This window comes from Bradyrhizobium sp. 4, assembly GCF_023100905.1.
GTDB lineage: Bacteria > Pseudomonadota > Alphaproteobacteria > Rhizobiales > Xanthobacteraceae > Bradyrhizobium.
In genome coordinates this window covers 4,555,025-4,578,468 of record NZ_CP064686.1, presented here as the reverse complement: position 1 = coordinate 4,578,468, position 23,444 = coordinate 4,555,025, and the positions used below count along the sequence as shown (strand labels likewise).

Below are 23,444 nucleotides of genomic sequence, written 5' to 3'. Positions count from 1 at the left end.
TTTGGTTCCCGCGATTGCTGACCAAGTGGGAGGTTTCTGGCCCTTTTTTGGAAGCCGGTGTTGCAAGCCGACTACAGCAACCGAGGAGCGAATGCCGTAGCTTGCAATCGGCAGGTGGGCGAACGCACCGATTCATTGAACTCATTTTCCTGGGGAGACACTCGTATGAAAAGGCTTCTAGCGGCGGCGGCCGGGATACTCGTTCTGGGTCTGTCAGCTCCGGCGAGCGCGGCCGATCTGGCGGCCCGTCCGTACACCAAGGCGCCTCCGATGGCGGTTGCGATGTATGACTGGAGCGGCTTTTACATTGGCGCTAACGGCGGTTGGGGTACGAGCCGCAAGTGCTGGGATATGACCCAGTTCGGTGCATTTGCGGTTGTTCCTGCCGGGGCGGAAGGCTGCCACGATGCATCTGGCGGCACGGTCGGCGGTCAAATCGGCTACCGTTGGCAGACCGGACCTTACGTTTTCGGCCTTGAAGCACAGGGAAACTGGGCAGACTTCAACGGATCGAACTCCAGCACCTTCATCATCGCCCGGAACCAATCCAAGATCGACGCTTTCGGCCTCTTCACCGGACAAGTCGGTTATTCCTGGAACAATGCGCTGCTTTACGTGAAGGGCGGCGCGGCCGTCACCCGCGACAAGTACACAGGTCGAACCATTCCCGGCGACCTGGCCTTCGATTCAGCTACGGAGACCCGCTGGGGCGGCACCGTCGGCGTTGGTTTGGAGTACGGCTTCGCATCGAACTGGTCAGTCGGCGTGGAGTACAATCACATGTTCATGGGTGACCGCGATGTAACGATGTCGTCGACAGGTCTGCTGGTTCCGGCGGGGACCCTCGTCCGGGTTGATCGCATCAGCCAAGACGTCGACGTGGTCACGGCGCGCCTCAACTACCGCTTCGGTGGCCCGGCCGCCGCGAGGTATTGAGCTTCGCTTTCTTTCAGCACTAGAATACGCAGAAGCCGGCCTTGCGCCGGCTTCTTTGCGTGTTCTGTTGTTCACTAACACCGCTTTACCCCGACGCAAGAGTGAAGACCCTCAAACTCAACACACCCGCGTTGGTCGAGAGACACCCCGGAGAGGTTTTCTGGCGGAGGTCCCCCTGGCGGTTTCTGGACCTACGAGAGAAGGGCTGAGCGAAGTCAGCTTCTGGTTCAAAAGCGGACTAAGAGTTCGCTCTCTTCAAGGGATCGAAGGTGAAGCACGGCAAACGGACGTTGGGGTACGTGCTTGCCTGATCAGACTTCTTGCGGCGAGCGAACCGGGTTATGATCTTGCAGCTGCTTCAGGGATGCCGAGCCGGCCGCCTGCCTGGCTTCACCGCAGCCTCATCTCCCACATCCACCCCGGCATTCCGCAGCAACACTGTCGCCGCTTCCTTCGCGGCGCGGGCCATTGCGGGGTCGTCGCGGACGAGGTCCTGCGCGATGGAGCCGTCGACCAGCAGCACGAGCTGGGTTGCGAGCGCCTCCGCGTTCGCAACGCCGAGCTCGTTGAGGCGGTCGCGAAACCAGACGCGGCGGCTTTCCTTGAAGGCGATGGCGATCTTCTTCACGGCGCGGTCCGCCGGGCCGAGCTCGGCGACCGCATTCACGAACGGACAGCCGCGAAAATCTTTTGCGGCGAAGCGGCGCTCCAGCGAATCGAAGGTGGCGAGGATTTGCTCGGCCGGGGGCTTGTCGGAGGGGCGGGGCTGCACGAAGCGGCGCTCCAGATAGGCCGCGATCAACGCGTCCTTGGAGGGGAAGTGGTTGTAGAGCGTGCGCTTGGAGATGCCGATCTCGGCCGCGATGGTGTCGACCCCGATGGCGCGAATGCCCTGCAGATAGAACAGCTTGTCGGCGGTCTCGAGGATCCGCTCTTTCATCGTCTGTGGGGCGGGCGGGGGAGCCATGCGGCGGTGAATGTCCTGATCGCTTGACAGCGCACGCTAACCATAGCCTAAGTACACAGGTCTGTGTAACCAAAATCAACCGATATTGCAGACGACGGCGCTCGCGTCGCGCCGGTGAGGGAGACGAAAATGCCGCTGCTGCAGGTCCTGCGTCCGACATTGCCCATCCTGATCGGCGCCTCGATCATGCTGACGCTGAGCATGGGGCTGCGCCAGAGCCTCGGCATCTTCATGCAGCCGCTGACCCACGACATCCATCTGTCGATCTCCGACTTCACGCTGGCGCTGGCCGTGCAAAACCTCGCCTGGGGCTTTCTCCAGCCGCTCGCCGGCGCGATGACCACGCGCTACGGCTTCCGTCCCATCATGATTGCAGGCTCATTCATGTACATCGCGGGCTTGGTGCTGATGGCAACCGCGAACGGTCTCGTCGCCATCATGATCGGCGCAGGCGTGCTGATCGGCACTTCGCTCGCCTGCACCGCGGCGGCGATCGCGATGTCGGTGGCGGCGCGCGCGGTACCCGCAACGGTGCGTTCCACCGTGCTTGGCATCGTCTCCGGCGCGGGCTCGCTCGGCGCGTTGTTATCGGCGCCGCTCGGGCAGATGCTCAACGAGGGCTTTGGCTGGCGGGTCGGGCTCGCCGGCTTCGTCGTGATGTCGGTGCTGATGATCCCGGCGGCCTGGTATGCCGGGCGCGTTGACGCGGTCCCGCTGCCGAAGCCCGCGACTGACGAGATCGTCGATGCCACGGCCATGATCGCGGCGAAGACCGCCTTCGGCAATGCGTCGTTCGTGGTGATGACCTGCGCCTATCTCGTCTGCGGCATGCAGCTTGTGTTCCTCACCACGCACCTGCCGTCCTATCTCGCGATCTGCGGCCTCGATCCGATGCTGAGCGCGCAGACGCTCGGCATGATCGGCGGCTTCAACGTGCTCGGCTCGCTGTTCTTCGGCTGGGCTGGCCAGCGCTGGAACAAGCTCGCGCTTCTCGGCGGCATCTACGTCCTGCGCTCGCTGGCGCTGGCCTGGTATTTCATGCTGCCGGCAACGCCTGCCTCGACGCTGCTGTTCGGCGCGATCATGGGCTTCTTGTGGATGGGCGTGGGACCGCTCGTCGCGGGCGCGGTGGCCGAGATGTTCGGCCTGCGCTGGCAGGCGATGATCCAAGGCCTCGCCTTCATGAGCCACCAGATCGGCAGCTTCCTCGGCGCCTACGGAGGCGGGGTGCTCTACGACGCGCTCGGCTCCTACACCATGGCCTGGCGCATCGGCGTCGCGCTGGGGTTGGCCGGCGGCATCGTGCAGGTGGCGTTCGCGCTGATCCGGCCGTCGCAGCCGCCGGCGACGGTGTTGCGGACGGCGTAGGCTGGGCGTGTCCTCATGGGTGTCCGCTTTGAAGTTTACAGCGGACGCCGCGCTGCTTGGCCGTGACCGCCGGGCGGCTGCGTGCATCGATGGGCGCGCGTCTCTCAGGGACGAATGTGGATAATCGTGTTCCTCTTGCGTCGCTTGGTCGGATTTAATGCGGCGACGGCATCGTCGAGGGTCGAGACGTTGCCGATATTCGTCCGCAGTCGTCCGTCCCGCACCCGCTGGACGATCTCACTCAGTTGGGCACGATCGGACTCGACGACGAAGTCGACCGCCAGGCCATCGGAGGGCCGCGTCTCGGCCGGCCCCACGATCGTCACCAGTGTTCCTCCGGCCCGGATCAGTGCTGCGGATCGCTTCTGGATATCACCGCCGATGACATCGAACACCAGATCGACTTTGCCCACGTCCTTCAGGGTGTCGTTGTTGAGGTCGACGAACTCCTTCGCGCCGAAGTCGAGCACTGTCTGACGGTCGGCGGCGCGTCCAGAGCCGATGACGTAGGCGCCGGCTTCTCGTGCGAGTTGCGTCACCATCGACCCGACTGCGCCGGCCGCGCCGTGTGCGAGGACGCTTTGCCCCGCCTGAAGACGGCCGTGTTGGAACAGCCCTTGCCAGGCCGTCAGGCCCGAGATCGGCAGACTCGCACCCACCGTAAATTCGACGTCGCCCGGCAGCGGTGCAAGGTTGCGTGCCTCGATCGCCACACACTCGGCCAGTGTGCCGTCGCGATACCAGTCCGCGAGGCCGAACACCCGCTGTCCGACTGATAGCCCCGTCGTGCCATATCCGAGGGCGGAGACCACTCCGGCCAGCTCGTGCCCAGGGATCGATGGTGTTCGGTCACGTTCGAGGCGATCGGTCCAGGTCGAGGGCCACGCCAGCTCAGTCGGTACAAATCCCGACGCATGAACCTGAACGACGACGTCGTTTATCGCTGCCTGCGGCTCGGGTCTGTCCATGAGCTTCATCCCGGCCGTTCCTGCGGCCTGGTCCGTCACGACGATCGCCTTCATGGGAATTATCTCCTCTGTCATTTGTCTCTTGGTCGAATAATGCAGAGAGCGTGGACGCACCGGCTATCCACAGAATGCCAGGCCGTGTGGAACTCCTGTCTCCGTGTCCGCAATCTCCGCTGTCCGCATTGACCGGGGCTCCCACTCATCCTGATGGATCGGGATCGCTCCGATCGCTGGTGTCAGCGAATAGATGCGTTGCGCCCGGCTATAAAACAGTACCAAGAATGTCGATTTTGGCTGTACCAAGCGCGACGGCCGCCTCCCGATGCAACTCGATTGTGCCAAACGGGCTCCATTGGCTGCCGAGATTTGCTCGGTGATCGAGAGCGCCTTGAGAGGGCGAGCAGGAATCCAGGTTGCGGACGGTTCAGTCTTTCGCGCGCAGCCCCGCTTCGATGCGCTGGATCAGTTGCTCCCGCAGCGCAGGCACCACGTTTCCGAGGACGACGAAGGTGCGGACGATAGGCAAATACGGCTCCATTGCCGCCGTCAGCTCCGCCAGAGACATGCCGGCCAGCCGCGCATATTCGGATTGCGCCGCCGCATTGGTCGCGCGCGGCCGCTCCGGATTGTCGGCTAGTTCCGGTGCGAGCTCGGACAGGATGACATGCAAGAACCCAAGATCGAGGGCGGCGGGCCCGCGCATCGCGAAGGTCCAGTCGACAAGCTTTGGGCCTTCCGCCGTCATGATCACGTTGCCGGGGCTAAGGTCGCAATGGCAAAGCCCGTCGCCGGTCGGCAGGCGATCGATCAGGGCGAGGATATCGGCGGCGATGTGCTTCGGGACCTTGCCGTCGTCGTGCCGCAACTCGCTCTCCATATACGCGCGCACGGAGAGGAGCTCCGGCGGCGCGGACGTCTTGTGAAGAGTCATGGCCAGAGCCGCGACGATCGCGCCCGCCTGTTCGAAAGTCACCGCGCCGGTCCGCGAGAGATGCCACAGGGTTGGTCCGTCGAGGCGCTCCAGCACGATGCCGAAGCGCCCGTCCAGCGTCACCTCGCCGAACACCGCCGGCACCGGGACGCCGGCGGCCCGCACGGCGCGGATCATGCGTACCTCATGCCGGCCGAGCAGATGAGAGACGCCGGCCTTGAATAGCTTCACGACCTGACCGGGCGCCCAGGCGTAGGCTTCGGAGAAGGCGCCTTCACCGATCTTTTCCCCCAGCGATCCCTGCATGCCCGTTCTCCACCGTGCAGATGAAACACCGGCGGCGAGAAAAAAGGAACCATCCTGTCGCGAGGGCAGCCGGACATTATGATCGCGTTTCGACCTGTAGATACCTTCGATCGCGTTCGCGCTGATCCGGCCGTTGCAGCCGCCGGTGCCAATGTTGCGGACGGCGTAGGGAAGCGGGTGCTCACGAGCGTCCGCGGCGCTTCAGACCCATAGCGGTCAGACGAAGTCGGGGATAAAACAGCGTTCAGGAAACGAGACATAAACCCATGGCGTTTTGGACAGCGGGCGCGGTTGGGTTGTTGATCGCCTATCTGCTCGGCTCGATCCCCACGGGGTATCTGGCGGGGAAACTGCTCAGGGGCATCGACATCCGAAGGCATGGCTCCAAGTCCACCGGGGCAACGAATGTCTTGCGCACTCTCGGCAAATGGCCTGCCTTGTTCGTGCTCGTCGGCGATGTGCTGAAGGGCGTGGGTGCCATCATTGTTGCGCGCTCGTTCTGTCCCTGGCTCTATGCAGAATTATCCTCGTCGCCGACAGCTTCTGATCTGCAGCTGTGGGTGCCATGGGCTGTTTGTCTGGCTGGAAGTGCCGTGCTGTTGGGACATAGCCGATCGATCTGGCTGAACTTCACGGGCGGCAAGTCGGCTGCCGCCGGACTCGGTGTGTTGCTGGCGATGTCCTGGCCCGTTGGATTGGGGGCTGCAGCCGCCTTTGGCTTCGTGCTGGCTATCACCCGGATCGTTTCCTTGAGCTCGATGCTCGCGGCGTTGACGGCAATCGTTCTTGTCTGCGCGGTCGAGCACCCATTGCCGTACCGGTTGCTGGTGATCGGAGGCGGCCTCTACGTGATCATCCGCCATCGTGCGAACATCCAAAGACTTTTGGCGGGAACGGAGCCGCGCCTGATTCGAAATGGCCAGAGTGCGAAAGCGGAGGCGCAAGTTTAGCACGGGACTGGGCCACCTGTTGAGGTGCCGCAACACTCGGTTGTCGAATAGAGCTGAGCGATTTCAATTCACAATAGTGAACCCAACGGAGGGAACATGGCCTTCAGATCAGCGAGTTTTATCCTCTGCCTGCTGTTCGCCATTCCGCGCATGACGATTGCGGGAGAGACGCTTGACGCTGCCGCCATGGACGAGATGCACAAGCATTTTTCAGAAGCGTATAATCGCGGTGACCTCAACAGTATGGCCGCAACATTTACGGAGAACGCTGTGCGGGTGACACCCAGCGGTATCTTTCAGGGCAGGGATGCCATTCGCCGGAGTTTCAGCGACGCACTCAAGCTCGGACTGCATGACTATTCGGTTCAACGAACCGTCTCTCGCCCCGAGGGCGCCTTCGTCTTCAACGCCGGGACATGGGAGGCCAAGATGGGAGACCGTCCGTTTCACGGTTATTACTCATCCATACTCACCAGCGAAAATGGACAACTGAGGATCATCGAAGAAACGGTGGCGGTCGCAGCGCCCTGATCGCGGTTCGTGCTGTGTTGCTGTCTGCATCCCAACTCTGCGCAGCAGCGTTTCACGCTGCAGCGCGTCCGTGATACGAGAGGGAACGTGCGGGACGCAGGCGCAGCCCTCGAGCGAATGCCGGGCGCCTCGAGGTCGGCTGTCTTTCCGGCAGCTTTCCGAAATGGGAAAGGGTTTGCATCAGCGCGGATCTGACGGGGGGCTCGACCTTCGCGCAGATGACCCAGCAGACCAGGACAAGCAGGCCCAGCGCGATCCAGACGGCCGAGGTGGCATCCCAGCCGGCATCGACCAGGGCACGAATGATCGCGGTGCCGATGACGTTATGCGTGAGATAGAGCGGATAGGTGATCAGTCCGAGCGTTCTCAAATAGGCTGGTGTTTCAGGAGAAGCTTTGCCCGCAGAGCGCCTGCTCCGCTTCGCGGCGATGGCAATGAGGAGCACTGCAGCAGCCCAGACCATGATCGGCACGAGAGCCGATTGATCCGAGATGGCGGGGATGGACGTCAAGAAGAACGAGGCGAAGAAGTAGATTTCCGCCGCGCCTGATAGACACGTGATGGCAATTGCGACCTGTTCGAGCGCCGTCAATTGTCTGTTCGCGGAGATGAACAGCCAGATCCCCAGCGCAAAGAAGCAGCCATGCGTCAGCAGGAATGCCGCGCATGGCACCCGGAACATCAGAATGACGAGATAAGGCAAGTCGGATGGCGTCGTGCATGACAGCACGAGTAGCGCGACGGCATTGAAGATTGCGCTGTAGATGGTGAGACCCCAGGCGAGGTGCCGCAGGGTGACCTTCTTGGTGAGCATCGCGCAGAACACGAGACCATAAAATGCCGTCTCGGCTGCCAGGGTCCAGTAGACCTCGTCAAGCCACTGACCTGTGACTCCCTTGGGGACCATCAGCATGGCGTGGACGTAGGGCAGAATGAGTTCGGATGCCGGTCCGCTCCCGAAGAGGAGCAGAATGAGGAAGGTCGCGGTGGCGCAAACCCAGACCGCCGGATAAATCCTGAGGGCGCGACCAAGAAGAAATCCGCCCGGCGACGACGTGCTCGCGGAATTCGCGATGACGAAACCGGAAATGACGAAGAAGATTTCGACGCCGACCCAGCCGAACCACGTGTAGGGCGCGGCGGACGGGTAGAGAACATCGGCGGCGACAGTGCGCTCGAAACCGGGGACGCCGATCGAGGTCCAGGCCCAGGACCAGAACATCTGGTGAAACATGGCGACGCCGAGGGCGGCGGCGAAGCGCAGCGGATCCAGCAACGGCAAATGGCTCTTCACGGGAATGGACCAGGTTCATGCAACGATCCCGCTGGAGATATCGGAGGTGGTGAAGGCGCTCTGCGAGGTGCGTCACACTTGGTCCGTCGTGGTCGAAATGCGCAGGATCTTTGGGTTAGTCACGTAACCCTGCTCTCATGCCCGGACGCAACGCCACGCGCTGCGTCCGGGTCTGGACACGAGTGAGCTGAAGCTCGATCGCAACAGAAGGACTGCGGAGAGGATGGACTAACGCGTGCGTGCTGATCGCTTGAGATCGGCGACCTTAAACCTGTTGCCGGCGGCCAGGCTGCTGCACAACCAGTGGGCCTTGTTTCGGTTGTCGCCCAGGAACGTCCTGGTGTCGACGCAATCCAGGTAGGATTTGTGGGTGATGGTGTCGCGGCAGGTTGGCGAGAAAGGACCGTAGTCTATGTTGCCGCCTGACTCGCTGCATCCAACCCACGGATCCTTGCCGCTTGGGAAGCTTGACGCACAGCCACCGTTGCAGCTGCTGGCGACTTTCTCCAGGCCGGCAATCCTCCCCATCACAGAACCCGGCGCATACGAAGGCGTGCGGGCGGTTGAGGTTCGAGCTGTTGATACAGTCCGACGCGGCGCAATTGTGTTTGCTCCCCGCTCCGACACGTGCGGCCTTGCCACCCGTTTCGGCGCGTCGACCGTGACGGGGGGAATCGTGGCGGCGGAGCCGGTTGGGATTTGCGACGCTGCCGGCGCGCACAGCAAGATTGTTGACAAGGCAGCGATGGTTGAAGGCACGACAAGGCTTGATGAGAATCTCATGACCATGTCCTTCCAAAGCCGGACGGACATTCCCGCCCGGCAAGTGCACGCTAACATACATTCGGAAGCGAGCAACCGAGGGTTGAACAAAATCTGGCGATGACTCGCTGTGCCGAGCTCAGCCCTCGTGCCCCGGACGCAGCGCAGCGTCACGTCCACGGGGCGCTGCTGCGCATCCGGGACACGCGAGAGGGGCCAAAATAAAACGGGGCCCGAAGGGGCCCCGCGAAAGTCTTCTACGTTCCGCGATCTTACTTGATCTTGGCTTCGCGGAATTCGACGTGCTTGCGCGCGACGGGGTCGTACTTCTTCTTGACCAGCTTGTCGGTCATGGTGCGCGAATTCTTCTTGGCGACGTAGTAGAAGCCGGTGTCGGCCGAGGACACGAGCTTGACCTTGATGGTGACCGCTTTGGCCATGTTCAGAACCTCAGGAATGAAGGGAATCTGGAGCCGGCCAAATGGCCCGCGTTGGCCGGCAACCTAGCCAGAAACGGCCTGATGTCAAGATTTTAGGGGTCGAAAACCGCCCAAATCGGCCCGATTACGCCTCGAAGAACCGGTTTTTGGGCCGCGGCAGGCCCAGATTCTCTCTCAAAGTGGGCCCTTCATACTCTTTGCGGAAAATCCCGCGGCGCTGCAGCTCCGGCACCACCTTGTCGACGAAATCGTCTAGGCCGGCGGGCAAGAACGGGAACATGATGTTGAAGCCGTCGGAGCCGCGCCCGACCAGCCATTCCTCCATCTGATCGGAAATGGTTTTGGCCGTGCCGACGAAGGATAGCCCGCCATAGCCGCCAACGCGTTGAGCGAGCTGGCGCACCGTGAGCTTGTCGCGGGCGGCGAGGTCGACCATGCGCTGGCGACCGCTCTTGCTGGCATTGGTCTCGGGGATTTCGGGAAGCGGTCCATCCGGGTCGAAGCCTGAGGCATCCGTGCCTAGGATGACCGAGAGCGAGGCGATGGCGCTGTCGTAATGCACGCGGCTGTCGAGCAGCGCGCGCTTCTCCTTGGCCTCGTCGACGCTGTCGCCGACCACGACAAAGGCGCCGGGGAGGATCTTGAGGTGTTCGGGATCGCGGCCGACCTTCTCCATGCGGCCCTTGATGTCGGCATAGAGTTTCTGGCTGTCGGCAAGGCTGCCACCGCCGGTGAAGACGGCCTCCGCGGTCTCTGCCGCAAGCTGCCTGCCGTCGTCGGAGGCGCCGGCCTGCACGATCACCGGCCAGCCCTGAACCGGGCGTGCGATGTTGAGGGGACCGCGCACCTTCAGATATTTGCCCTGATGGTCGAGCACATGCATCTTGGCGGGATCGACGAACACGCCGCTTTCGACATCGCGCACGAAGGCGTCATCGGCAAAGGAATCCCACAGGCCCGTGACGACGTCGTAGAACTCGCGGGCGCGCTTGTAGCGCTCGCCGTGCTCCATGTGGTCGTCGAGGCCGAAATTCAGCGCTGCATCCGGGTTCGAGGTCGTGACGATGTTCCAGCCCGCACGGCCGCCGCTGAGATGGTCGAGCGAGGCGAAGCGCCGCGCGACGTGATAGGGCTCGTCGAACGTGGTCGAGCCCGTCGCGATCAGGCCGATCCGCTCGGTGACGGCCGAGAGCGCCGACAACAGCGTGAACGGCTCGAACGAGGTGACCGTGTGGCTGCGCTTGAGCGCATTGACCGGCATGTTCAGCACGGCGAGGTGATCGGCCATGAAGAAGGCGTCGAACTTGCCGGCCTCGAGCTTCTGGATCAGCGTCTTGATGTGGCTGAAGTTGAAATTGGCGTCGGGCCAGGCCCCGGGATAGCGCCAGGCGCCGGTGTGGATGCTGATCGGGCGCATGAACGCGCCAAGCTTGAGTTGCCGTTGTGCCATCGCCCGGTATCCGTTTTTGGTGTCGTTCCGGAAGACATAGGCACGCCGCGGAACTCCGCCATCGGGGGAGGCGGGAAGATTATTTTGTTTTTCGATGTCAGCTCAGCACATTCGCGTCATCCCGGGCCACGCCCGGAACGACGGAGGAGTCCCATCGAACCGATCCACGGCTCACTCCGACCAAGCCATGACTTTCGCTCCCGAGGAGACTTTCGATGGCAGGTGCAATGACCGTGGACGGGCGCATCGTCCGCATCGACCGGCCCATGCCCTGGGTCGGGCGGCTGCTGTCATTGCCGCTGCTGGCGGCGAGCTTCTATCTGCTGTGGAATGTCGCGCTCGGCCTGCGGCAGGATTTCTCCGGTTTTGGCCGGCTCGCCGATGATCTCATGCCGGTGCTGGTGTTCACGGGACTCGGGTTGCTCGTCGGCATCCCCGGAATCATCCTGCTCACCTTCCGCACCTTCGTCGTGCTGAACGAGACGCTGCGCCAGATCGTCATCACCAGGCAGTTCGGCCCGCTGAATTTTCGCAACCATCGCGATCTCGCCGATTATCATTCCATCAGCATTACCGACGAGGACGATCCGGCGCTGACGACATACGATGTCAATCTCTGCGGCAACAAAGGGACCGAGCCGATCACGCTGATGAGCTTCACCAAGCGCGAGGAAGCCAGTCGGTTCGCCAGCGAGCTCGGGCGAGTGCTGAACGTTCCCGCGCGCGACTATGTCGGCACCGAGCCTGATGCGGACGTCACAAACTGATCAGCTCAAAATGTCCTTCTGCATCTTGCCGCCGTAGAAATGGAAGAACGGCACCGGTGCATCATGGCGGAGCGGGCCGGTGGCGAGGCGCGCGTCGAGCTCGTTGAGCACGTTGCGCGTCATCGGATGGAGATCGGCGAGCGGCTTCGAGCCGAGCTCGACCCAGACCAGCTCGACAAGCTCGGCATCGGCATGGATCACGCCGTCGACGCGATGGGTGATCGCGGAGGCGTCCGCCGTGAAGAAGCGCGTGTCGAACCGCTTGACGCGGCCGGGAGGCGTGATCGCGCGCGCGATCAGGAACAGGCTGGAGGGGTCGGGCAACAGGCCCGCATCGGCGAACGGTTTCCAGGCGCCTTCGAGTTTGGCCTTGCCTTCGGCCTTGCGTCCCAAGCAGAGACCGGTTTCCTCGCAGGCCTCGCGGATCGCGGCAATCGCCAGCGACTTCGCGCGAGAGGCCGGCGTCTTCGGACTGCCCTTGGCGAGATTGGCTTCCAGCTCGGCGGTTACAGGCGCCGCGCACGGCACGCGATAATCGTCCTTGTCGACGCGGCCGCCGGGGAAGACGAACTTTCCGGGCATGAACACCACGTTGTCGTGGCGCTTGCCGACCAGGACTTTTGGAATGGCGCCGCTGCGATCGACCAAGATCAGTGTCGCCGCATCCCGCGGGCGGAAATAGGGATGATGGTCGGCTTCCTTGCCCTCGTGGATCTTGGCCTTGTCGGCTGCCTGCGACGTATCCGTCATGTCCTCACCCAAACTGCTTCTTGTTTATTTTGCCTACACCGGCGGAATACCATCCGTCGGGTTCTCGTCAAACCCGTGCATGCGCAGAGCCCATTGCAATCCGACCACGGCTCCCTTCACCGGCTGCAGCAGTGCGAGCGAGGCGACGAAGGTGAAGGGCAGATAGGCCGCGAAGCTGATCCAGACCGGCGTGGTGTAGTTGGTCTCGATCCAGAGGATGCTGGGCACCACGATATGGCCGACGATGACGATGACGAGATAGGCGGGTAGATCGTCGGCCCGATGCGGGGTGAAATCGAGGCCGCAGACCGCGCAATTGTCCGCGGTCTTCAGGAAGGCGCGGAACAGTCTTCCGTCGCCGCAGCGGGGGCAGCGGCCGCGAAAGCCGCGCTTCATGGCAGCAAAGACGTCGCGCTTCTCGACGAGGCCGGTCTCGCGGGTCCAGATCTTCGGGGTTGTGCTCACCATGCCTTACCCTTCTGACCCTTGCCTTTGCTTTTTCCCTTCGCCTTTTTGCCCTTGCCGGGCTTCGGCTTGTCCGGCTTGCGCTTCTTGTCGGGACTGCGCCCGGGATGCGCCTTGAACGAGGGGCGGCGTTGCGGACCGGATCCCCTGCGGCTCCGCGGCGCGGACTCACCGGACGATGACAGCAGCTCGAATCGTAGCGCGCCCGCGATCGGAGCTGCCTCGATCAGGCGGACGTCGACGACATCACCGAGCTGATGCATGGTGCCGCTGCGCGTGCCGACCAGGGCGTGCCGGCCCTCGTCATAGTTGAAATATTCCGTGCCGAGGGATCGGATCGGGATCAAGCCGTCGGCGCCGGTCTCAGCGAGCTTGACGAACAGGCCGGCGCGCGTGACGCCGGAGACGCGGCCCTGGAAGCTCGAACCGATGCGGTCGGCGAGGTGATGGGCGATCAGGCGGTCGACGGTCTCGCGCTCCGCCTTCATCGCCCGCCGCTCGGTCACCGAGATGTGGGCTGCGACCTCGCTCAACGTTTCCGGCGTCTCGGTGTCGGGCAGCGCGCCTTCGCCAAGCCCGAGCGCGCGAACCAGCGCGCGGTGCACGACGAGGTCGGCATAGCGGCGGATCGGCGAGGTGAAATGCGCGTAGCGGCGCAGGTTCAGGCCGAAATGACCGTAATTCTCCGAGGAATATTCGGCCTGCGCCTGGGCGCGCAACACGACCTCGCTCACCAGCGGAAAGTGGTCGTGGCCTTCGAGCTGCGCCAGCACGCGGTTGAACAGAGCGGGCCGCAGCGCGCCGCCTTTCGCGAACGGAACGTCCAGCGTCGCCAGGAATTCCGCGAGCGCGTGGACCTTTTCCAGGGTCGGCTCGTCATGCACGCGGTAGATCAGCGGCAGCGACTTCTTCTCGAGCATTTCGGCTGCCGCGACATTGGCGAGGATCATGAACTCCTCGATCAGCTTGTGCGCGTCGAGCCTGTCGGGCACGACGACGCGGTCGACCGTGCCGTCGCTCTTCAACAGGATCTTGCGCTCGGGCAGATCGAGATTGAGCGGATCGCGCTCGTCCCGCGCGCGCTTGACGCAAGCATAGGCCGCATAGAGCGGCCGCAGGATCGGATCGAGCAGGGGGCCGGTGGTGTCGTCCGGTCGGCCGTCGATCGCGGCCTGCGCCTGGGCGTAGTTCAGCTTGGCTGCGGAGCGCATCAGGATGCGATGGAAGCTGTGCGAGCGTTTTCGCCCGTCCGGGGCGATGATCATCCGCACCGCGAGCGCGCCACGCGGCTCGCCCGGCACCAGCGAGCACAGATCGTTGGAGATGCGCTCGGGCAGCATCGGCACGACGCGGTCGGGGAAATAGACCGAGTTGCCGCGATCGAGCGCGTCGCGGTCGAGCGCGGTGCCCGGCCGCACGTAGAAGCTCACGTCGGCGATGGCGACATCGACGATGAAGCCGCCTCTGTTGTTGGGATCAGGATCCGGCTGCGCGTGCACCGCGTCGTCGTGATCCTTGGCATCCGGCGGATCGATGGTGACCAGCGGGACGTCGCGCCAGTCCTCGCGCCCCTTCAGATTGGCCGGCTCCGCCGCTTCGGCTTCGCGCTCTGCCGCGGGACGGAATTGCAGCGGGATGTCGTGCGCGTAGATCGCGATCAGGCTGATCGCCTTCTCCGACTTGACCGAGCCGAGCTTCTCCTTGACGCGGCCTGACGCCAGCCCAAAGCCGCGCGAGCGGATGATGTCGACGCTGACGAGATCGCCGTCCTGCGCGCCGTGCGTCTCGGTCGGCGCGATGTTCAGCTCGCGGTCGGCGGACTTCTTGTCGACGGGGATGATCCGTCCGCCGCCCTCGGGCAGGCTGCGGAAGACGCCGAGGATGCGGCTCTTGGTCTTGTCGAAGACCTTGATGATGTGGCCGCGATAGGCCGGGCCTTCGGTCTCGTCGGAGCGCTCGACCCGCAGCAGCGCGCGATCGCCAACGCCGGCCGCGGTGCCGGGTTTTGGCCGGCGCGGCATCGTGATCAGGATCTTTGGCGGTTCGCCGCTTTCGACCTCGTCCCATTCGGTGGGGGAGGCGACCAGCTCGCCGTCGGCGTCGCGGCCGGTGATGTCGGCGACCAGCGTCGGCGGCAGGCTGTCCGGCTCTGAAATCGTATGGCGCTTTTTCTTGACGAGCCCGTCGTCGGCGAGCTCGCGCAGCATGCGCTTGAGCTCGATGCGGTCGGCGTTCTTCAGGCCGAACTCGCGCGCAATTTCGCGGGTTCCGACCTTTCCGGGATTTGCCTTGATGAAGGCGACGATGGCTGCCCTGTCGGGAAAGCCACGGTCATTCTTGCGTTTCACTTAGCCTCTATTTGGTGCCGGCACTTTTCTTGGCCGGAGCTTTGGCGCCAGCTGCCTTGGTCGGCGACGTCTTGATGGCCGAAGTCTTGGCCGTCGACGACACGGCGGCGCGCGCCTTGCTGGTGGATTCGGATTTGGGTTTGGCCGCCTTCTTCGCGGCCGGCTTTTTGGTTTTTGGCGCGGCGTCGTCGCCGTCGGCGGCCTTGGCAGCAGCCTTCTTGGCCTTGGCCGGCTTCGCCGCCTTCTTCGGTTTCTTGCCGCCGCCCTTGGCCGCGCGCTCGTCGATCAGCGCGATCGCCTGCGGCAGCGTGATGGCGTCTTTCTCGATGTCGCTCGGGATCGTCGCGTTGACGCCGCCGGCTGTGACGTAGGCGCCGTAGCGACCGCCCTTCACCGTGACGGTGCCGAGGGTGGGATGGTCGCCGATCGCCTTGCCGGGATCGGCGCCGAAGCGGCGGCTCGGGCCCTTGGCGATTTTCTCCGCGATCAGCGTCACGGCCCGGTTGATGCCGATGTCGAACACTTCGTCGCCGGCCTCGAGGCTGGCATAGGTCTTCTCGTGCTTCACGAACGGCCCGAAGCGGCCGAGACCTGCGGTGATCGGCTCACCGGTTTCCGGGTGCTTGCCGATCTCGCGCGGCAGCGACAGCAGCTTGAGCGCAAGCTCGAGCTCGACATCTCCAGGAGAAGTCCCCTTCGGAATGCCTGCGCGCTTCGGCTTCTCGCCCTCCGCATAATCCTTCTGCTCGCCGAGCTGGATGTAGGGGCCGAACCGGCCGGCCTTGACCCAGACATCGCGACCCGTATCGGGGTCCTGGCCGAGCGAACGATCGGCGGTGGCCTCGCCGTCGGCGGCGAGCTGACGGGTGTAGCGGCATTCCGGATAGTTCGAGCAGCCGACGAAGGCGCCGAATTTGCCGGCCTTCAGATTGAGCCGGCCGTTGCCGCAGCTCGGGCACTGCCGGATGTCGCCGCCATCGGTGCGGGGAGGATAGATGTGCTGCCCCAGCATGTCGTCGAGCACGTCGAGCACCTGGGCTACGCGCAGATCCTTGATCTCGTCGACCGCGCCGATGAAGCCGGTCCAGAAATCCTTCAGCACCTGCTGCCAGGAGATCTCGTTGTTGGAGATGCGGTCGAGCTGCTCTTCCAGATTGGCGGTGAAATCGTATTCGACGTATCGGGCAAAGAAGCTTTCGAGGAACGCGACCACGACCCGGCCCTTGTCCTCGCCGTGCAGGCGCTTCTTTTCGAGCTTGACGTAGCCGCGGTCTTTGAGGACCTGGAGGATCGAGGCATAGGTCGAGGGCCGGCCGATGCCGAGCTCTTCCATGCGCTTGACCAGCGAGGCTTCGGAGAAGCGCGGCGGCGGCTCGGTGAAATGCTGGGTGACGGCGAGCGACTGCCGCTTCAGCGCGTCATTCGGGCTCATCGCGGGCAGGCGGCGGGAGTCCTCGTCCTCCTCGTCGTCGCGGCCTTCCTGATAAAGTGCGAGGAAGCCGTCGAACTTGACGACCTGGCCGGTGGCGCGCAGGTCCAGCGTGCGGCCGCCAACCTTCGCCGTGATGTCGACCGTGGTGCGTTCCAGTTCGGCCGATTCCATCTGGCTCGCGATGGTGCGCTTCCAGATCAGTTCATAGAGTCTCGCCTGGTCCGACTCGAGCTTGCGGCTCATGCTGTCGGGACGGCGCGACATGTCGGTCGGCCGGATCGCCTCGTGGGCTTCCTGGGCGTTCTTGGCCTTGGCCTGGTACTGGCGCGGCGCGTCCGGAACGTAAGCGTTGCCGTAATCCTCGCCGATCACTTTGCGGGCCTGGGTGATCGCGGACGGATCGATCTGCACGCCGTCGGTACGCATATAAGTAATGAGTCCGGTGGTCTCGCCGCCGATGTCGATGCCCTCATAGAGCCGCTGCGCGATGCGCATGGTGTGCGCCGGCGCAAAGCCGTATTTGCGGCTGGCTTCCTGCTGCAGCGTCGAGGTGGTGAAGGGCGCCTGCGGATTGCGCCGGGCCGGCTTGGCATCGACCGTGGTCACCGCGTAGGCGGCTGCTTCCAGCGCCTTCTTGAAGTCTTCGGCTTCCGCGCCGGTGCCGATGTCGAGGCGCTGGATCTTCTTGCCGTCGGCGCCGACCAGACGTGCCTCGAAGGCGTCGCCGCGCGGCGTCAGCAGGGTCGCGATCAGCGACCAGTATTCGCGTGCAACGAACTTTTCGATCTCGAGCTCGCGGTCGCAGACCAGCCGCAGCGCCACCGACTGCACGCGGCCCGCCGAGCGGGCGCCCGGCAGCTTGCGCCACAGCACGGGGGAGAGGGTGAAGCCGACGAGATAGTCCAGCGCGCGGCGCGCCATATAGGCGTCAACCAGCGCGCCGTCGATCTGGCGCGGATGCTTCATGGCGTCCGTGACCGCCTGCTTGGTGATGGCGTTGAACACCACGCGCTCGATCTTGTGGTCCTTGAGCGCACGCTTCTCTTTCAGAACCTCCAGCACGTGCCAGGAGATGGCCTCGCCCTCGCGATCAGGGTCGGTGGCGAGAATCAGGCGGTCAGCGTTCTTGAGGGACTTGGCAATGTCGTTGAGCCGGCCGGCCGCCTTGGGGTCGATCTCCCAGATCATCTTGAAATTGGCGTCGGGATCGACGGAGCCGTTCTTCGCCGGCAAGTCGCGGACATGGCCAAACGAGGCCAGAACCTCGTAGGACGAGCCCAAATACTTGTTGATCGTCTTGGCTTTCGCCGGCGACTCCACAATGACGATATTCATGTAGTTCCAGTAACTTATGGGGAAATTTGGGGCCGAATTCGATGAGATTCGGGTCGGCCCTTTCGTCCCGAACATGGGTGGTGAGGCCGTCGCTGTCAAATCGAGGGGTGTTGAAAGCCATCTCGATGGGAAAAGTTTCATATCGAGAAAGTTGCAAAATACCACCTTTGAGTTGCGGCCGATGTCGGCGTAATGTTTCTGCGGGGCATGGATTCGGGTGGGGGCTGGTGACTAAGCCAGGAAAGAAACGGGCGGGCGCCGCATCGCGCGCGGCGGGAGGCTCGCGTCACGAGGAACCGGGGGAGGGCGGCGTCGAGGAGGCGGTCGCTTTCATCGCCGAGCAGGTCGGGGTACTGCGCAAGCTCGCCGAGCGGCACAAGCTCGACGTGCTGCATTATCTCCTGGGAATGACCAAGCTGGAGGCCGACGAGCACCTGCGGCTGCGGAGCAAGCGCAGGCTGTCGTGAGGGCACCCGGCGAGTATCAGACCCGTCATCCTGAGGTGCTCGCCCTGCTTTGCGGGACGAGCACCTCAGGATGACGGCGAGAGATTGGAGCACGCTGCACCAAAGTCGTCATGCGAGCGCAGCGAAGCAATCCAGAATCCACCGCAGAAAGACTCTGGATTGCTTCGCTGCGCTCGCAATGACGGGTGAGGTTAGCCGTTGCGGCTTGCCAACTTGGCCAATCGCTGGCCGAGATATTCGGCCGTGCTGAGGTCGCTCTGAGGCAACGATCCGTCAATCAAGTGTGTTGCCAAGCCAAGCTGGCTGCCTAAACGATTCCGACCACGCGGATCCTCGCCACCCGGAATATCCAGTCCGCACCAGAGCATGCCGTGCTGCGCGGCCAGAATGGAAAAGTAGGACAGTGTGTGGAGTTGGTCGCCGCCAGCGCAGGCGCCCGTCGTGAATCCTGCTGCGATCTTGTTGGCCCATTGTTGCTGGCTCCATCGATCGCTTGAAGCGTCGGCAAACGCTTTGAATTGAGCGGCCGGTCCGCCCATGTAGGTCGGGCTGCCAAACGCAACTGCGCTAGCGCCGTCAATCGTCTCCAGTAAGCTCTCATTCTTAAACCGGCCTGATACGATGTCGCCGCCGGTGATGCGACAGAGCGTGACATCCGCCATGCCATCCGCACCGCGCGCGACCGCGTGCGCCAGCTTCTCGGTGGTGCCTGAGATGGAAAAATAGACGATGGCGAGGAGGGGCATCGTGGTGCCACTTGCTGTGTCTAGCCATCTTTGACGCCGTCGATGTTTTGTACAAGTCCCCCACGCAGTCATTGCGAGCGCGGCGAAGCAATCCAGAGTCTTTCCACGGTGGCAGTCTGGATTGCTTCGCTGCGCTCGCAATGACGGGTGGTGGCAGTTCGACGTTACTAGGCCGACCGCCGTCGCGGCGCTGGCCGCGGCTTCAGCGTGGTATCGGCTTGCGTAAGCAGCCGCCCGTCCTCGGCGCGTAGCTCGAGCTTTTTCACCGGGCGGCCTTTCTCGCGATCGACCAGGATGGTCGCGATCTCCGACGGCCGATCGTCGAATTCCTCGCTCCATTGCCGCAGGGCTACCAGGATCGGGAAAGTGCCGCGGCCCTTTTCCGTCAACACATATTCCTGGTAGGCGCTGCCGTCGGAGGCGGGGGCCGTGGTCAGGATGCCGTGGTCGACCAGCGCGCGCAGCCGGGCCGACAAGATGTTCTTGGCCATGCCGAGCTTGTTCTGAAACTCGCCGAAGCGGCGCAGGCCGAACAGCGCCTCACGGATGATCAGCAGCGACCACCAGTCGCCGATCGCTTCCAGCGAGCGCGCGATCGGACAGGCATCGCCCTCGAAGCTCGTTCGTTTCACCATGGTCCAGTCCTTTCGCGATCGCACGGTCCAGTCGCCGTTCACGCGCTCGTGTGGTTGCATCTTAAAACCAGATAGCCTAGATGGCAATCATAGTTTTATGATGCAACCACTGGAGGCGAACGTGAGACTGAAGAACAAGACGGCCCTGATCACCGGCGGCAATAGCGGCATTGGGCTGGCAACGGCAAAGCTGTTCGTGGCCGAGGGCGCCAAGGTGGTGATCACCGGGCGCAACAAGGAGACGCTCGAGGCGGCCGCGAAGGAGCTCGGGCCGAACGCGCTCGCGCTCGCCGCGGACGCCACCGACATTGCGGCGACCGAAGCTGCGATCAAGAAGGGCGCCGAAAAGTTCGGCAAGTTCGACATCGTGTTCGCCAATGCCGGCATCGCCGGTGGCACGCCGCTGGGGTCGGCCACGCTGGAGGTCTTCGAGAAGGTCATCAGCACCAATCTGACCGGCGTGTTCTTCACCGTGCATTCCGCGCTGCCTTATCTGAACGACAACGCCTCGATCATCCTCAGCGGCTCGGTGATCTCCGTGCTCGGCATTCCCGGCTATTCGGCGTATGGCGCCGCCAAGGCCGGCGTGCGCGCGATGGCGCGGATCATGGCATCAGAACTGTCGCCGCGCGGCATTCGCGTCAACGTGGTCGCGCCAGGTGCGATCCGCACGCCGATCTGGGGACCTGCGACCGCGACGCCCGAAGCCGAGAAGGCGTTCGAGAAGCGGATCGCGCTGACGACGCCGCTGGGGCGCATTGGTGAAACAGATCACGTCGCGAAGACGGTGCTGTTCCTCGCCTCCGACGATTCCGCGCATGTGCAGGGCCAGGAAATCTTCGTCGACGGCGGCGCAGTCGCCTCGCCGAGCGGCGCGCCGATCTATCGCGGCTGATCAATTGAAGTGAAAATTGAATCGGTCGGCGCACGCAAACCGGTTGCGCCGACCGGTTCCCACGTCTCGCGAGCTGTATTTTCTGAACCTTGCGTGAGGCGTTGAACCTTCGCTTGCGCTGCCAAGACACTTTTACGGGCAGGGGGTCACGAAGACTCATTTTCAAGGGAGCCCGATATGCCAAAGGCAGCTCGTATTATTTCCCCGATTTCAGCACCGCGTATTTACACCGAAAACTCCACCATTCCCGCCAAGCGTTCCGACACCTCCGAATTCATCGGGGTCGCTCTTTTCTCCGGCATCGGCCTGTTCGTTTCGCTCGTCGCCGTCATCCTCGGCATTCAGGGCGCCTGGTTTTAGCTTCGCCGACCGCGCACCGGTCGATCAGCCGCCGCAAGCGATGTTGCGGCGGCTGACGATGTGCGCGTTGCGTCAGGCCGCGCGGAGGCTGGTTGCCGCCTCAAGCGCGCTTGCGAGCGACTTCTCGCGATGCTCCGGCCCGACCTGGATGCCATCGGCGCTGATGAATTCGGGATGATGGATGCCCATGAAGCCGAACACGCCACGCAGATAGCTTTCGAGGTGCTCCAGCGACGCGGCGGGCGTGCCCGCGCCGTAATAGCCCCCGCGCGAGATCGCGAAGATCACGCGCTTGCCGCCGGCAAGGCCCTGCGGTCCGTTCGCGCCGTAGCTGAACGTCTTCCCCGCCACGAGGACCCGGTCGATCCAGGCCTTGAGCTGGCTCGGAACGGTGAAATTGTACATCGGCGCGCCGATCACGACGATGTCAGCGGCAAGGAACTCGTCCAGCGCGGCCTTGCTGGCGGCGAGGTCGGGGCCGAGATCCGCCGGCGCAGGCGCGCCTTGCGCGGCCGCCAGATGCGAACCGGAGAGATGGGCGAGCGGGCTCTGCGTCAGGTCGCGGTAGACGATGTCGAGCGACGGTGTCGCCTGCCTGAGACGGTCGACGATGGCGGCGGAGACCTGCCGGGAAACGGAGTGGGGGCCGAGCACGCTGGAGTCGATGTGGAGGAGTTTCATTCGGGATCACCCTGGTATATGTTTGTAACCAGAGCTACATGAGTGACTATCGAAATCCCCGCAAGAACGCACCTTTTTGAGCCATGGGCACATCCTTGAAACCTGCGCACATCGATTTGACCGCCCCGCCGATGCCGGATCGCGACCACGCGGACTGCCGCGGCGTCGCCTCGATCCTCGCGCGCGTCGGCGACAAATGGAGCGTGTTCGTGATCATGATGCTGAGCGACGGGCCCAAGCGCTTCAACGAGCTCAAGCGCATGATCAACGGCATCTCGCAGCGGATGTTGACCCTGACGTTGCGCGGGCTCGAGCGCGACGGGCTGGTCACACGCACGATCTTCCCGACCATTCCGCCGCGGGTGGATTACGAGCTGACCGATCTCGGCCGCGGACTGCAGCAGCCGGTGAGGGCACTCGGCGAATGGGCGATCACGCATCAGGAGCAGATCGCCTCGGCGCGCACGCGCTTCGACGAGCGGAACACTCCTTAAAGCAGCGAGACCAAGCCACCGCCGTGGCGTTCGAGCCGGCCGGCGAGCTCGAGCTCCAAGAGCACGGTGCGCACGATGGCCGGCGAGGCGCCGGACATCCGCACGAGATCGTCGATCGTGACAGGGGCGGGGCCGAGCAGGCCGGTGATCTGATCGCGGTCGTGTCCTTGCGGATCGCTTTCGAACGGCTCGCTGTCGGGCTCGTTCGCGGTGCGCATCAGCGGCCGCTCCATGATCGGTGCGACCGCGTTGACGACGTCGGCGGCTTCGGTGACGAGTGTCGCACCCTGCTTGATCAGATCATTGGTGCCGGCCGCGCGCGGGTCGAGCGGCGAGCCGGGCACCGCGAACACCTCGCGCCCCTGTTCGGCCGCCATGCGTGCGGTGATCAGCGAGCCCGAACGGTGCGCCGCCTCCACCACGACGACGCCGAGCGCGGCGCCCGAGATCAGCCGGTTGCGGCGGGGGAAGTCGCGGGCGCGCGGCTCGTGGCCGAGCGGCATCTCGGAGATCGCGGCACCCTTGCGGTCGAGGATCGAGGCCAGCAAATCGCCGTGCTCCGGCGGATAGATGCAGTCATGGCCGCCGGCAAGCACGGCGATGGTGCCGCTCTCCACGCTGGCGCGGTGCGCGGCCTGGTCGACGCCGCGGGCGAGCCCCGAGATGACGACAAAGCCGGCTTCGCCGAGCTCGCGGGCGAGCTGACCGGCGAATTTCAAGCCCGCACCGGAGGCATTGCGCGAACCGACGATCGCGATCATCGGCCGCATCAGCGTTGCAGTGTCGCCGCGCACGGCGAGCAGCGGCGGCGCATCGTCAAGCGTTGCCAGCCGCGCCGGATAACCGTCCTCGCCGGGCGCGAGCCAGGCAATTCCGAACTTGCGGCTCGCGGCAAGCTCGGCTTTCGCATCGTCAGCGCTGCAGATGCGCGCCGATCGCTGCGCACCGCCGCGACGTGCCAGATCCGGCAGCCGCTCCAGCGCCGCGCGCGCCGTGCCGAAATGATCGACCAGCGACCGGAACGTACGTGGCCCGACATTGTCGGACCGGATCAGCCGCAGGCGGTCAATCCTGTCGGCCTCGGTCAGCTCTACACTTGGATTGATGGCGTCCACGGCAGCTCCTTGCAGGCACAGCATGGAACAACCTGAGGGCGTGGGCAACAG

23 protein-coding genes are annotated in these 23,444 nt (G+C 63.9%); 9 read left to right on the top strand and 14 right to left on the bottom strand.

Going from position 1 to position 23,444, the window contains the following annotated elements; genetic code table 11:
* The first annotated feature begins 165 nt into the window (after nt 1-165).
* Nucleotides 166-936, top strand: coding sequence for an outer membrane beta-barrel protein (locus IVB45_RS21560; RefSeq protein ID WP_247286836.1), 771 nt, complete (start codon nt 166-168; stop codon nt 934-936).
* Nucleotides 937-1,294: 358 nt separating this feature from the next.
* On the opposite strand, the gene IVB45_RS21555 is transcribed toward IVB45_RS21560, so the two are convergent.
* On the bottom strand, nt 1,295-1,903 hold the full coding sequence (locus IVB45_RS21555; protein WP_247361657.1) for a TetR/AcrR family transcriptional regulator: 609 nt from the start codon (nt 1,901-1,903) through the stop codon (nt 1,295-1,297).
* Nucleotides 1,904-2,032: 129 nt separating this feature from the next.
* Here IVB45_RS21555 and IVB45_RS21550 point away from each other — a divergent pair, with 129 nt between their 5' ends.
* Nucleotides 2,033-3,271, top strand: a complete 1,239-nt coding sequence (locus IVB45_RS21550) for an MFS transporter (RefSeq protein ID WP_247361655.1) — start codon at nt 2,033-2,035, stop codon at nt 3,269-3,271.
* A gap of 104 nt (nt 3,272-3,375) precedes the next feature.
* Here the strand turns inward: IVB45_RS21550 and IVB45_RS21545 are convergent, their stop codons facing one another.
* Together IVB45_RS21545 and IVB45_RS21540 are read right to left on the bottom strand one after the other, a co-directional pair.
* Nucleotides 3,376-4,293, bottom strand: a complete 918-nt coding sequence (locus IVB45_RS21545) for an NADP-dependent oxidoreductase (protein WP_247361653.1) — start codon at nt 4,291-4,293, stop codon at nt 3,376-3,378.
* 370 nt (nt 4,294-4,663) lie between these two features.
* The gene (locus tag IVB45_RS21540; RefSeq protein ID WP_247286832.1) at nt 4,664-5,476 is read right to left on the bottom strand and encodes an aminoglycoside phosphotransferase family protein; all 813 of its coding nucleotides are present in this window, start codon (nt 5,474-5,476) and stop codon (nt 4,664-4,666) included.
* 266 nt (nt 5,477-5,742) lie between these two features.
* Here IVB45_RS21540 and plsY point away from each other — a divergent pair, with 266 nt between their 5' ends.
* Together plsY and IVB45_RS21530 are read left to right on the top strand one after the other, a co-directional pair.
* Entirely contained in the window at nt 5,743-6,426 is a 684-nt protein-coding gene (gene plsY / locus IVB45_RS21535) for a glycerol-3-phosphate 1-O-acyltransferase PlsY (RefSeq protein WP_247361650.1), read from the top strand.
* Between the two features lie 96 nt (nt 6,427-6,522).
* A complete protein-coding gene (locus tag IVB45_RS21530; RefSeq protein WP_247361647.1) occupies nt 6,523-6,957 on the top strand; it encodes a nuclear transport factor 2 family protein in 435 nt (144 codons plus the stop codon).
* A gap of 52 nt (nt 6,958-7,009) precedes the next feature.
* Here the strand turns inward: IVB45_RS21530 and IVB45_RS21525 are convergent, their stop codons facing one another.
* The 3 genes from IVB45_RS21525 to IVB45_RS21515 form a co-directional block, all read right to left on the bottom strand.
* On the bottom strand, nt 7,010-8,251 hold the full coding sequence (locus IVB45_RS21525) for an acyltransferase (RefSeq protein WP_247361645.1): 1,242 nt from the start codon (nt 8,249-8,251) through the stop codon (nt 7,010-7,012).
* 1,034 nt (nt 8,252-9,285) lie between these two features.
* Complete coding sequence (gene rpmG / locus IVB45_RS21520; RefSeq protein ID WP_007603295.1) at nt 9,286-9,453, bottom strand: 50S ribosomal protein L33; 168 nt, start codon at nt 9,451-9,453, stop codon at nt 9,286-9,288.
* A gap of 124 nt (nt 9,454-9,577) precedes the next feature.
* Nucleotides 9,578-10,903 (bottom strand): LLM class flavin-dependent oxidoreductase, encoded by a 1,326-nt coding sequence (locus tag IVB45_RS21515; RefSeq protein WP_247361643.1) that lies wholly within the window; start codon nt 10,901-10,903, stop codon nt 9,578-9,580.
* A 215-nt stretch (nt 10,904-11,118) separates the two neighbouring features.
* Here IVB45_RS21515 and IVB45_RS21510 point away from each other — a divergent pair, with 215 nt between their 5' ends.
* Entirely contained in the window at nt 11,119-11,670 is a 552-nt protein-coding gene (locus tag IVB45_RS21510; RefSeq protein ID WP_247361639.1) for a hypothetical protein, read from the top strand.
* On the opposite strand, the gene IVB45_RS21505 is transcribed toward IVB45_RS21510, so the two are convergent.
* The 4 genes from IVB45_RS21505 to topA are packed head-to-tail and all read right to left on the bottom strand — an operon-like array spanning nt 11,671 to nt 18,000.
* Nucleotides 11,671-12,420 carry an NUDIX domain-containing protein gene (locus tag IVB45_RS21505; protein ID WP_027567325.1) on the bottom strand — a complete coding sequence of 250 codons (750 nt, stop codon included), beginning with the start codon at nt 12,418-12,420 and terminating at the stop codon, nt 11,671-11,673.
* Between the two features lie 33 nt (nt 12,421-12,453).
* Nucleotides 12,454-12,888, bottom strand: a complete 435-nt coding sequence (locus IVB45_RS21500) for a DUF983 domain-containing protein (RefSeq protein ID WP_247361636.1) — start codon at nt 12,886-12,888, stop codon at nt 12,454-12,456.
* Nucleotides 12,882-15,233: a ribonuclease R gene (gene rnr, locus IVB45_RS21495; protein WP_247361631.1), complete on the bottom strand. Its 2,352-nt coding sequence runs from the start codon at nt 15,231-15,233 to the stop codon at nt 12,882-12,884. The genes IVB45_RS21500 and rnr overlap by 7 nt, the downstream gene beginning before the upstream one ends.
* A 7-nt stretch (nt 15,234-15,240) precedes the next feature.
* On the bottom strand, nt 15,241-18,000 hold the full coding sequence (gene topA / locus IVB45_RS21490; RefSeq protein ID WP_247361628.1) for a type I DNA topoisomerase: 2,760 nt from the start codon (nt 17,998-18,000) through the stop codon (nt 15,241-15,243).
* Nucleotides 18,001-18,227: 227 nt separating this feature from the next.
* On the opposite strand from topA, the gene IVB45_RS21485 reads away from it, so the two are divergent.
* Complete coding sequence (locus tag IVB45_RS21485) at nt 18,228-18,467, top strand: hypothetical protein (protein ID WP_247361625.1); 240 nt, start codon at nt 18,228-18,230, stop codon at nt 18,465-18,467.
* Between the two features lie 191 nt (nt 18,468-18,658).
* Here the strand turns inward: IVB45_RS21485 and IVB45_RS21480 are convergent, their stop codons facing one another.
* Nucleotides 18,659-19,213 (bottom strand): flavodoxin family protein, encoded by a 555-nt coding sequence (locus IVB45_RS21480; RefSeq protein ID WP_247361622.1) that lies wholly within the window; start codon nt 19,211-19,213, stop codon nt 18,659-18,661.
* Nucleotides 19,214-19,380: 167 nt separating this feature from the next.
* Nucleotides 19,381-19,848, bottom strand: coding sequence for a helix-turn-helix domain-containing protein (locus tag IVB45_RS21475; protein WP_247361619.1), 468 nt, complete (start codon nt 19,846-19,848; stop codon nt 19,381-19,383).
* A gap of 121 nt (nt 19,849-19,969) precedes the next feature.
* Between IVB45_RS21475 and IVB45_RS21470 the strand changes: the two genes are divergently transcribed.
* Both IVB45_RS21470 and IVB45_RS21465 read left to right on the top strand, forming a co-directional pair.
* Nucleotides 19,970-20,743, top strand: a complete 774-nt coding sequence (locus IVB45_RS21470) for an SDR family oxidoreductase (protein WP_027567319.1) — start codon at nt 19,970-19,972, stop codon at nt 20,741-20,743.
* 177 nt (nt 20,744-20,920) lie between these two features.
* Nucleotides 20,921-21,103 carry a hypothetical protein gene (locus tag IVB45_RS21465; protein WP_247286816.1) on the top strand — a complete coding sequence of 61 codons (183 nt, stop codon included), beginning with the start codon at nt 20,921-20,923 and terminating at the stop codon, nt 21,101-21,103.
* Between the two features lie 72 nt (nt 21,104-21,175).
* Here the strand turns inward: IVB45_RS21465 and IVB45_RS21460 are convergent, their stop codons facing one another.
* Nucleotides 21,176-21,784, bottom strand: a complete 609-nt coding sequence (locus IVB45_RS21460; RefSeq protein ID WP_247361617.1) for an FMN-dependent NADH-azoreductase — start codon at nt 21,782-21,784, stop codon at nt 21,176-21,178.
* A gap of 83 nt (nt 21,785-21,867) precedes the next feature.
* On the opposite strand from IVB45_RS21460, the gene IVB45_RS21455 reads away from it, so the two are divergent.
* Nucleotides 21,868-22,278: a helix-turn-helix domain-containing protein gene (locus tag IVB45_RS21455; RefSeq protein WP_027567316.1), complete on the top strand. Its 411-nt coding sequence runs from the start codon at nt 21,868-21,870 to the stop codon at nt 22,276-22,278.
* Here the strand turns inward: IVB45_RS21455 and dprA are convergent.
* Complete coding sequence (dprA, locus tag IVB45_RS21450) at nt 22,275-23,417, bottom strand: DNA-processing protein DprA (RefSeq protein ID WP_247361614.1); 1,143 nt, start codon at nt 23,415-23,417, stop codon at nt 22,275-22,277. The two genes, IVB45_RS21455 and dprA, sit on opposite strands and share 4 nt — an antisense overlap.
* Between the last annotated feature and the right edge of the window lie 27 nt (nt 23,418-23,444).

Bases quoted from the DNA above. Each gene is read 5' to 3' on its own strand.
- plsY (WP_247361650.1), top strand. From the start codon at position 5,743: ATGGCGTTTTGGACAGCGGGCGCGGTTGGGTTGTTGATCGCCTATCTG.
- IVB45_RS21530 (WP_247361647.1), top strand. From the start codon at position 6,523: ATGGCCTTCAGATCAGCGAGTTTTATCCTCTGCCTGCTGTTCGCCATT.
- topA (WP_247361628.1), bottom strand. From the start codon at position 18,000: ATGAATATCGTCATTGTGGAGTCGCCGGCGAAAGCCAAGACGATCAAC.
- IVB45_RS21555 (WP_247361657.1), bottom strand. From the start codon at position 1,903: ATGGCTCCCCCGCCCGCCCCACAGACGATGAAAGAGCGGATCCTCGAG.
- IVB45_RS21475 (WP_247361619.1), bottom strand. From the start codon at position 19,848: ATGGTGAAACGAACGAGCTTCGAGGGCGATGCCTGTCCGATCGCGCGC.
- IVB45_RS21515 (WP_247361643.1), bottom strand. From the start codon at position 10,903: ATGGCACAACGGCAACTCAAGCTTGGCGCGTTCATGCGCCCGATCAGC.
- IVB45_RS21455 (WP_027567316.1), top strand. From the start codon at position 21,868: ATGGGCACATCCTTGAAACCTGCGCACATCGATTTGACCGCCCCGCCG.
- IVB45_RS21480 (WP_247361622.1), bottom strand. From the start codon at position 19,213: ATGCCCCTCCTCGCCATCGTCTATTTTTCCATCTCAGGCACCACCGAG.
- rpmG (WP_007603295.1), bottom strand. From the start codon at position 9,453: ATGGCCAAAGCGGTCACCATCAAGGTCAAGCTCGTGTCCTCGGCCGAC.
- IVB45_RS21505 (WP_027567325.1), bottom strand. From the start codon at position 12,420: ATGACGGATACGTCGCAGGCAGCCGACAAGGCCAAGATCCACGAGGGC.
- IVB45_RS21540 (WP_247286832.1), bottom strand. From the start codon at position 5,476: ATGCAGGGATCGCTGGGGGAAAAGATCGGTGAAGGCGCCTTCTCCGAA.
- IVB45_RS21550 (WP_247361655.1), top strand. From the start codon at position 2,033: ATGCCGCTGCTGCAGGTCCTGCGTCCGACATTGCCCATCCTGATCGGC.
- IVB45_RS21560 (WP_247286836.1), top strand. From the start codon at position 166: ATGAAAAGGCTTCTAGCGGCGGCGGCCGGGATACTCGTTCTGGGTCTG.
- IVB45_RS21510 (WP_247361639.1), top strand. From the start codon at position 11,119: ATGGCAGGTGCAATGACCGTGGACGGGCGCATCGTCCGCATCGACCGG.
- dprA (WP_247361614.1), bottom strand. From the start codon at position 23,417: ATGCTGTGCCTGCAAGGAGCTGCCGTGGACGCCATCAATCCAAGTGTA.
- IVB45_RS21500 (WP_247361636.1), bottom strand. From the start codon at position 12,888: ATGGTGAGCACAACCCCGAAGATCTGGACCCGCGAGACCGGCCTCGTC.
- IVB45_RS21465 (WP_247286816.1), top strand. From the start codon at position 20,921: ATGCCAAAGGCAGCTCGTATTATTTCCCCGATTTCAGCACCGCGTATT.
- IVB45_RS21545 (WP_247361653.1), bottom strand. From the start codon at position 4,293: ATGAAGGCGATCGTCGTGACGGACCAGGCCGCAGGAACGGCCGGGATG.
- IVB45_RS21460 (WP_247361617.1), bottom strand. From the start codon at position 21,784: ATGAAACTCCTCCACATCGACTCCAGCGTGCTCGGCCCCCACTCCGTT.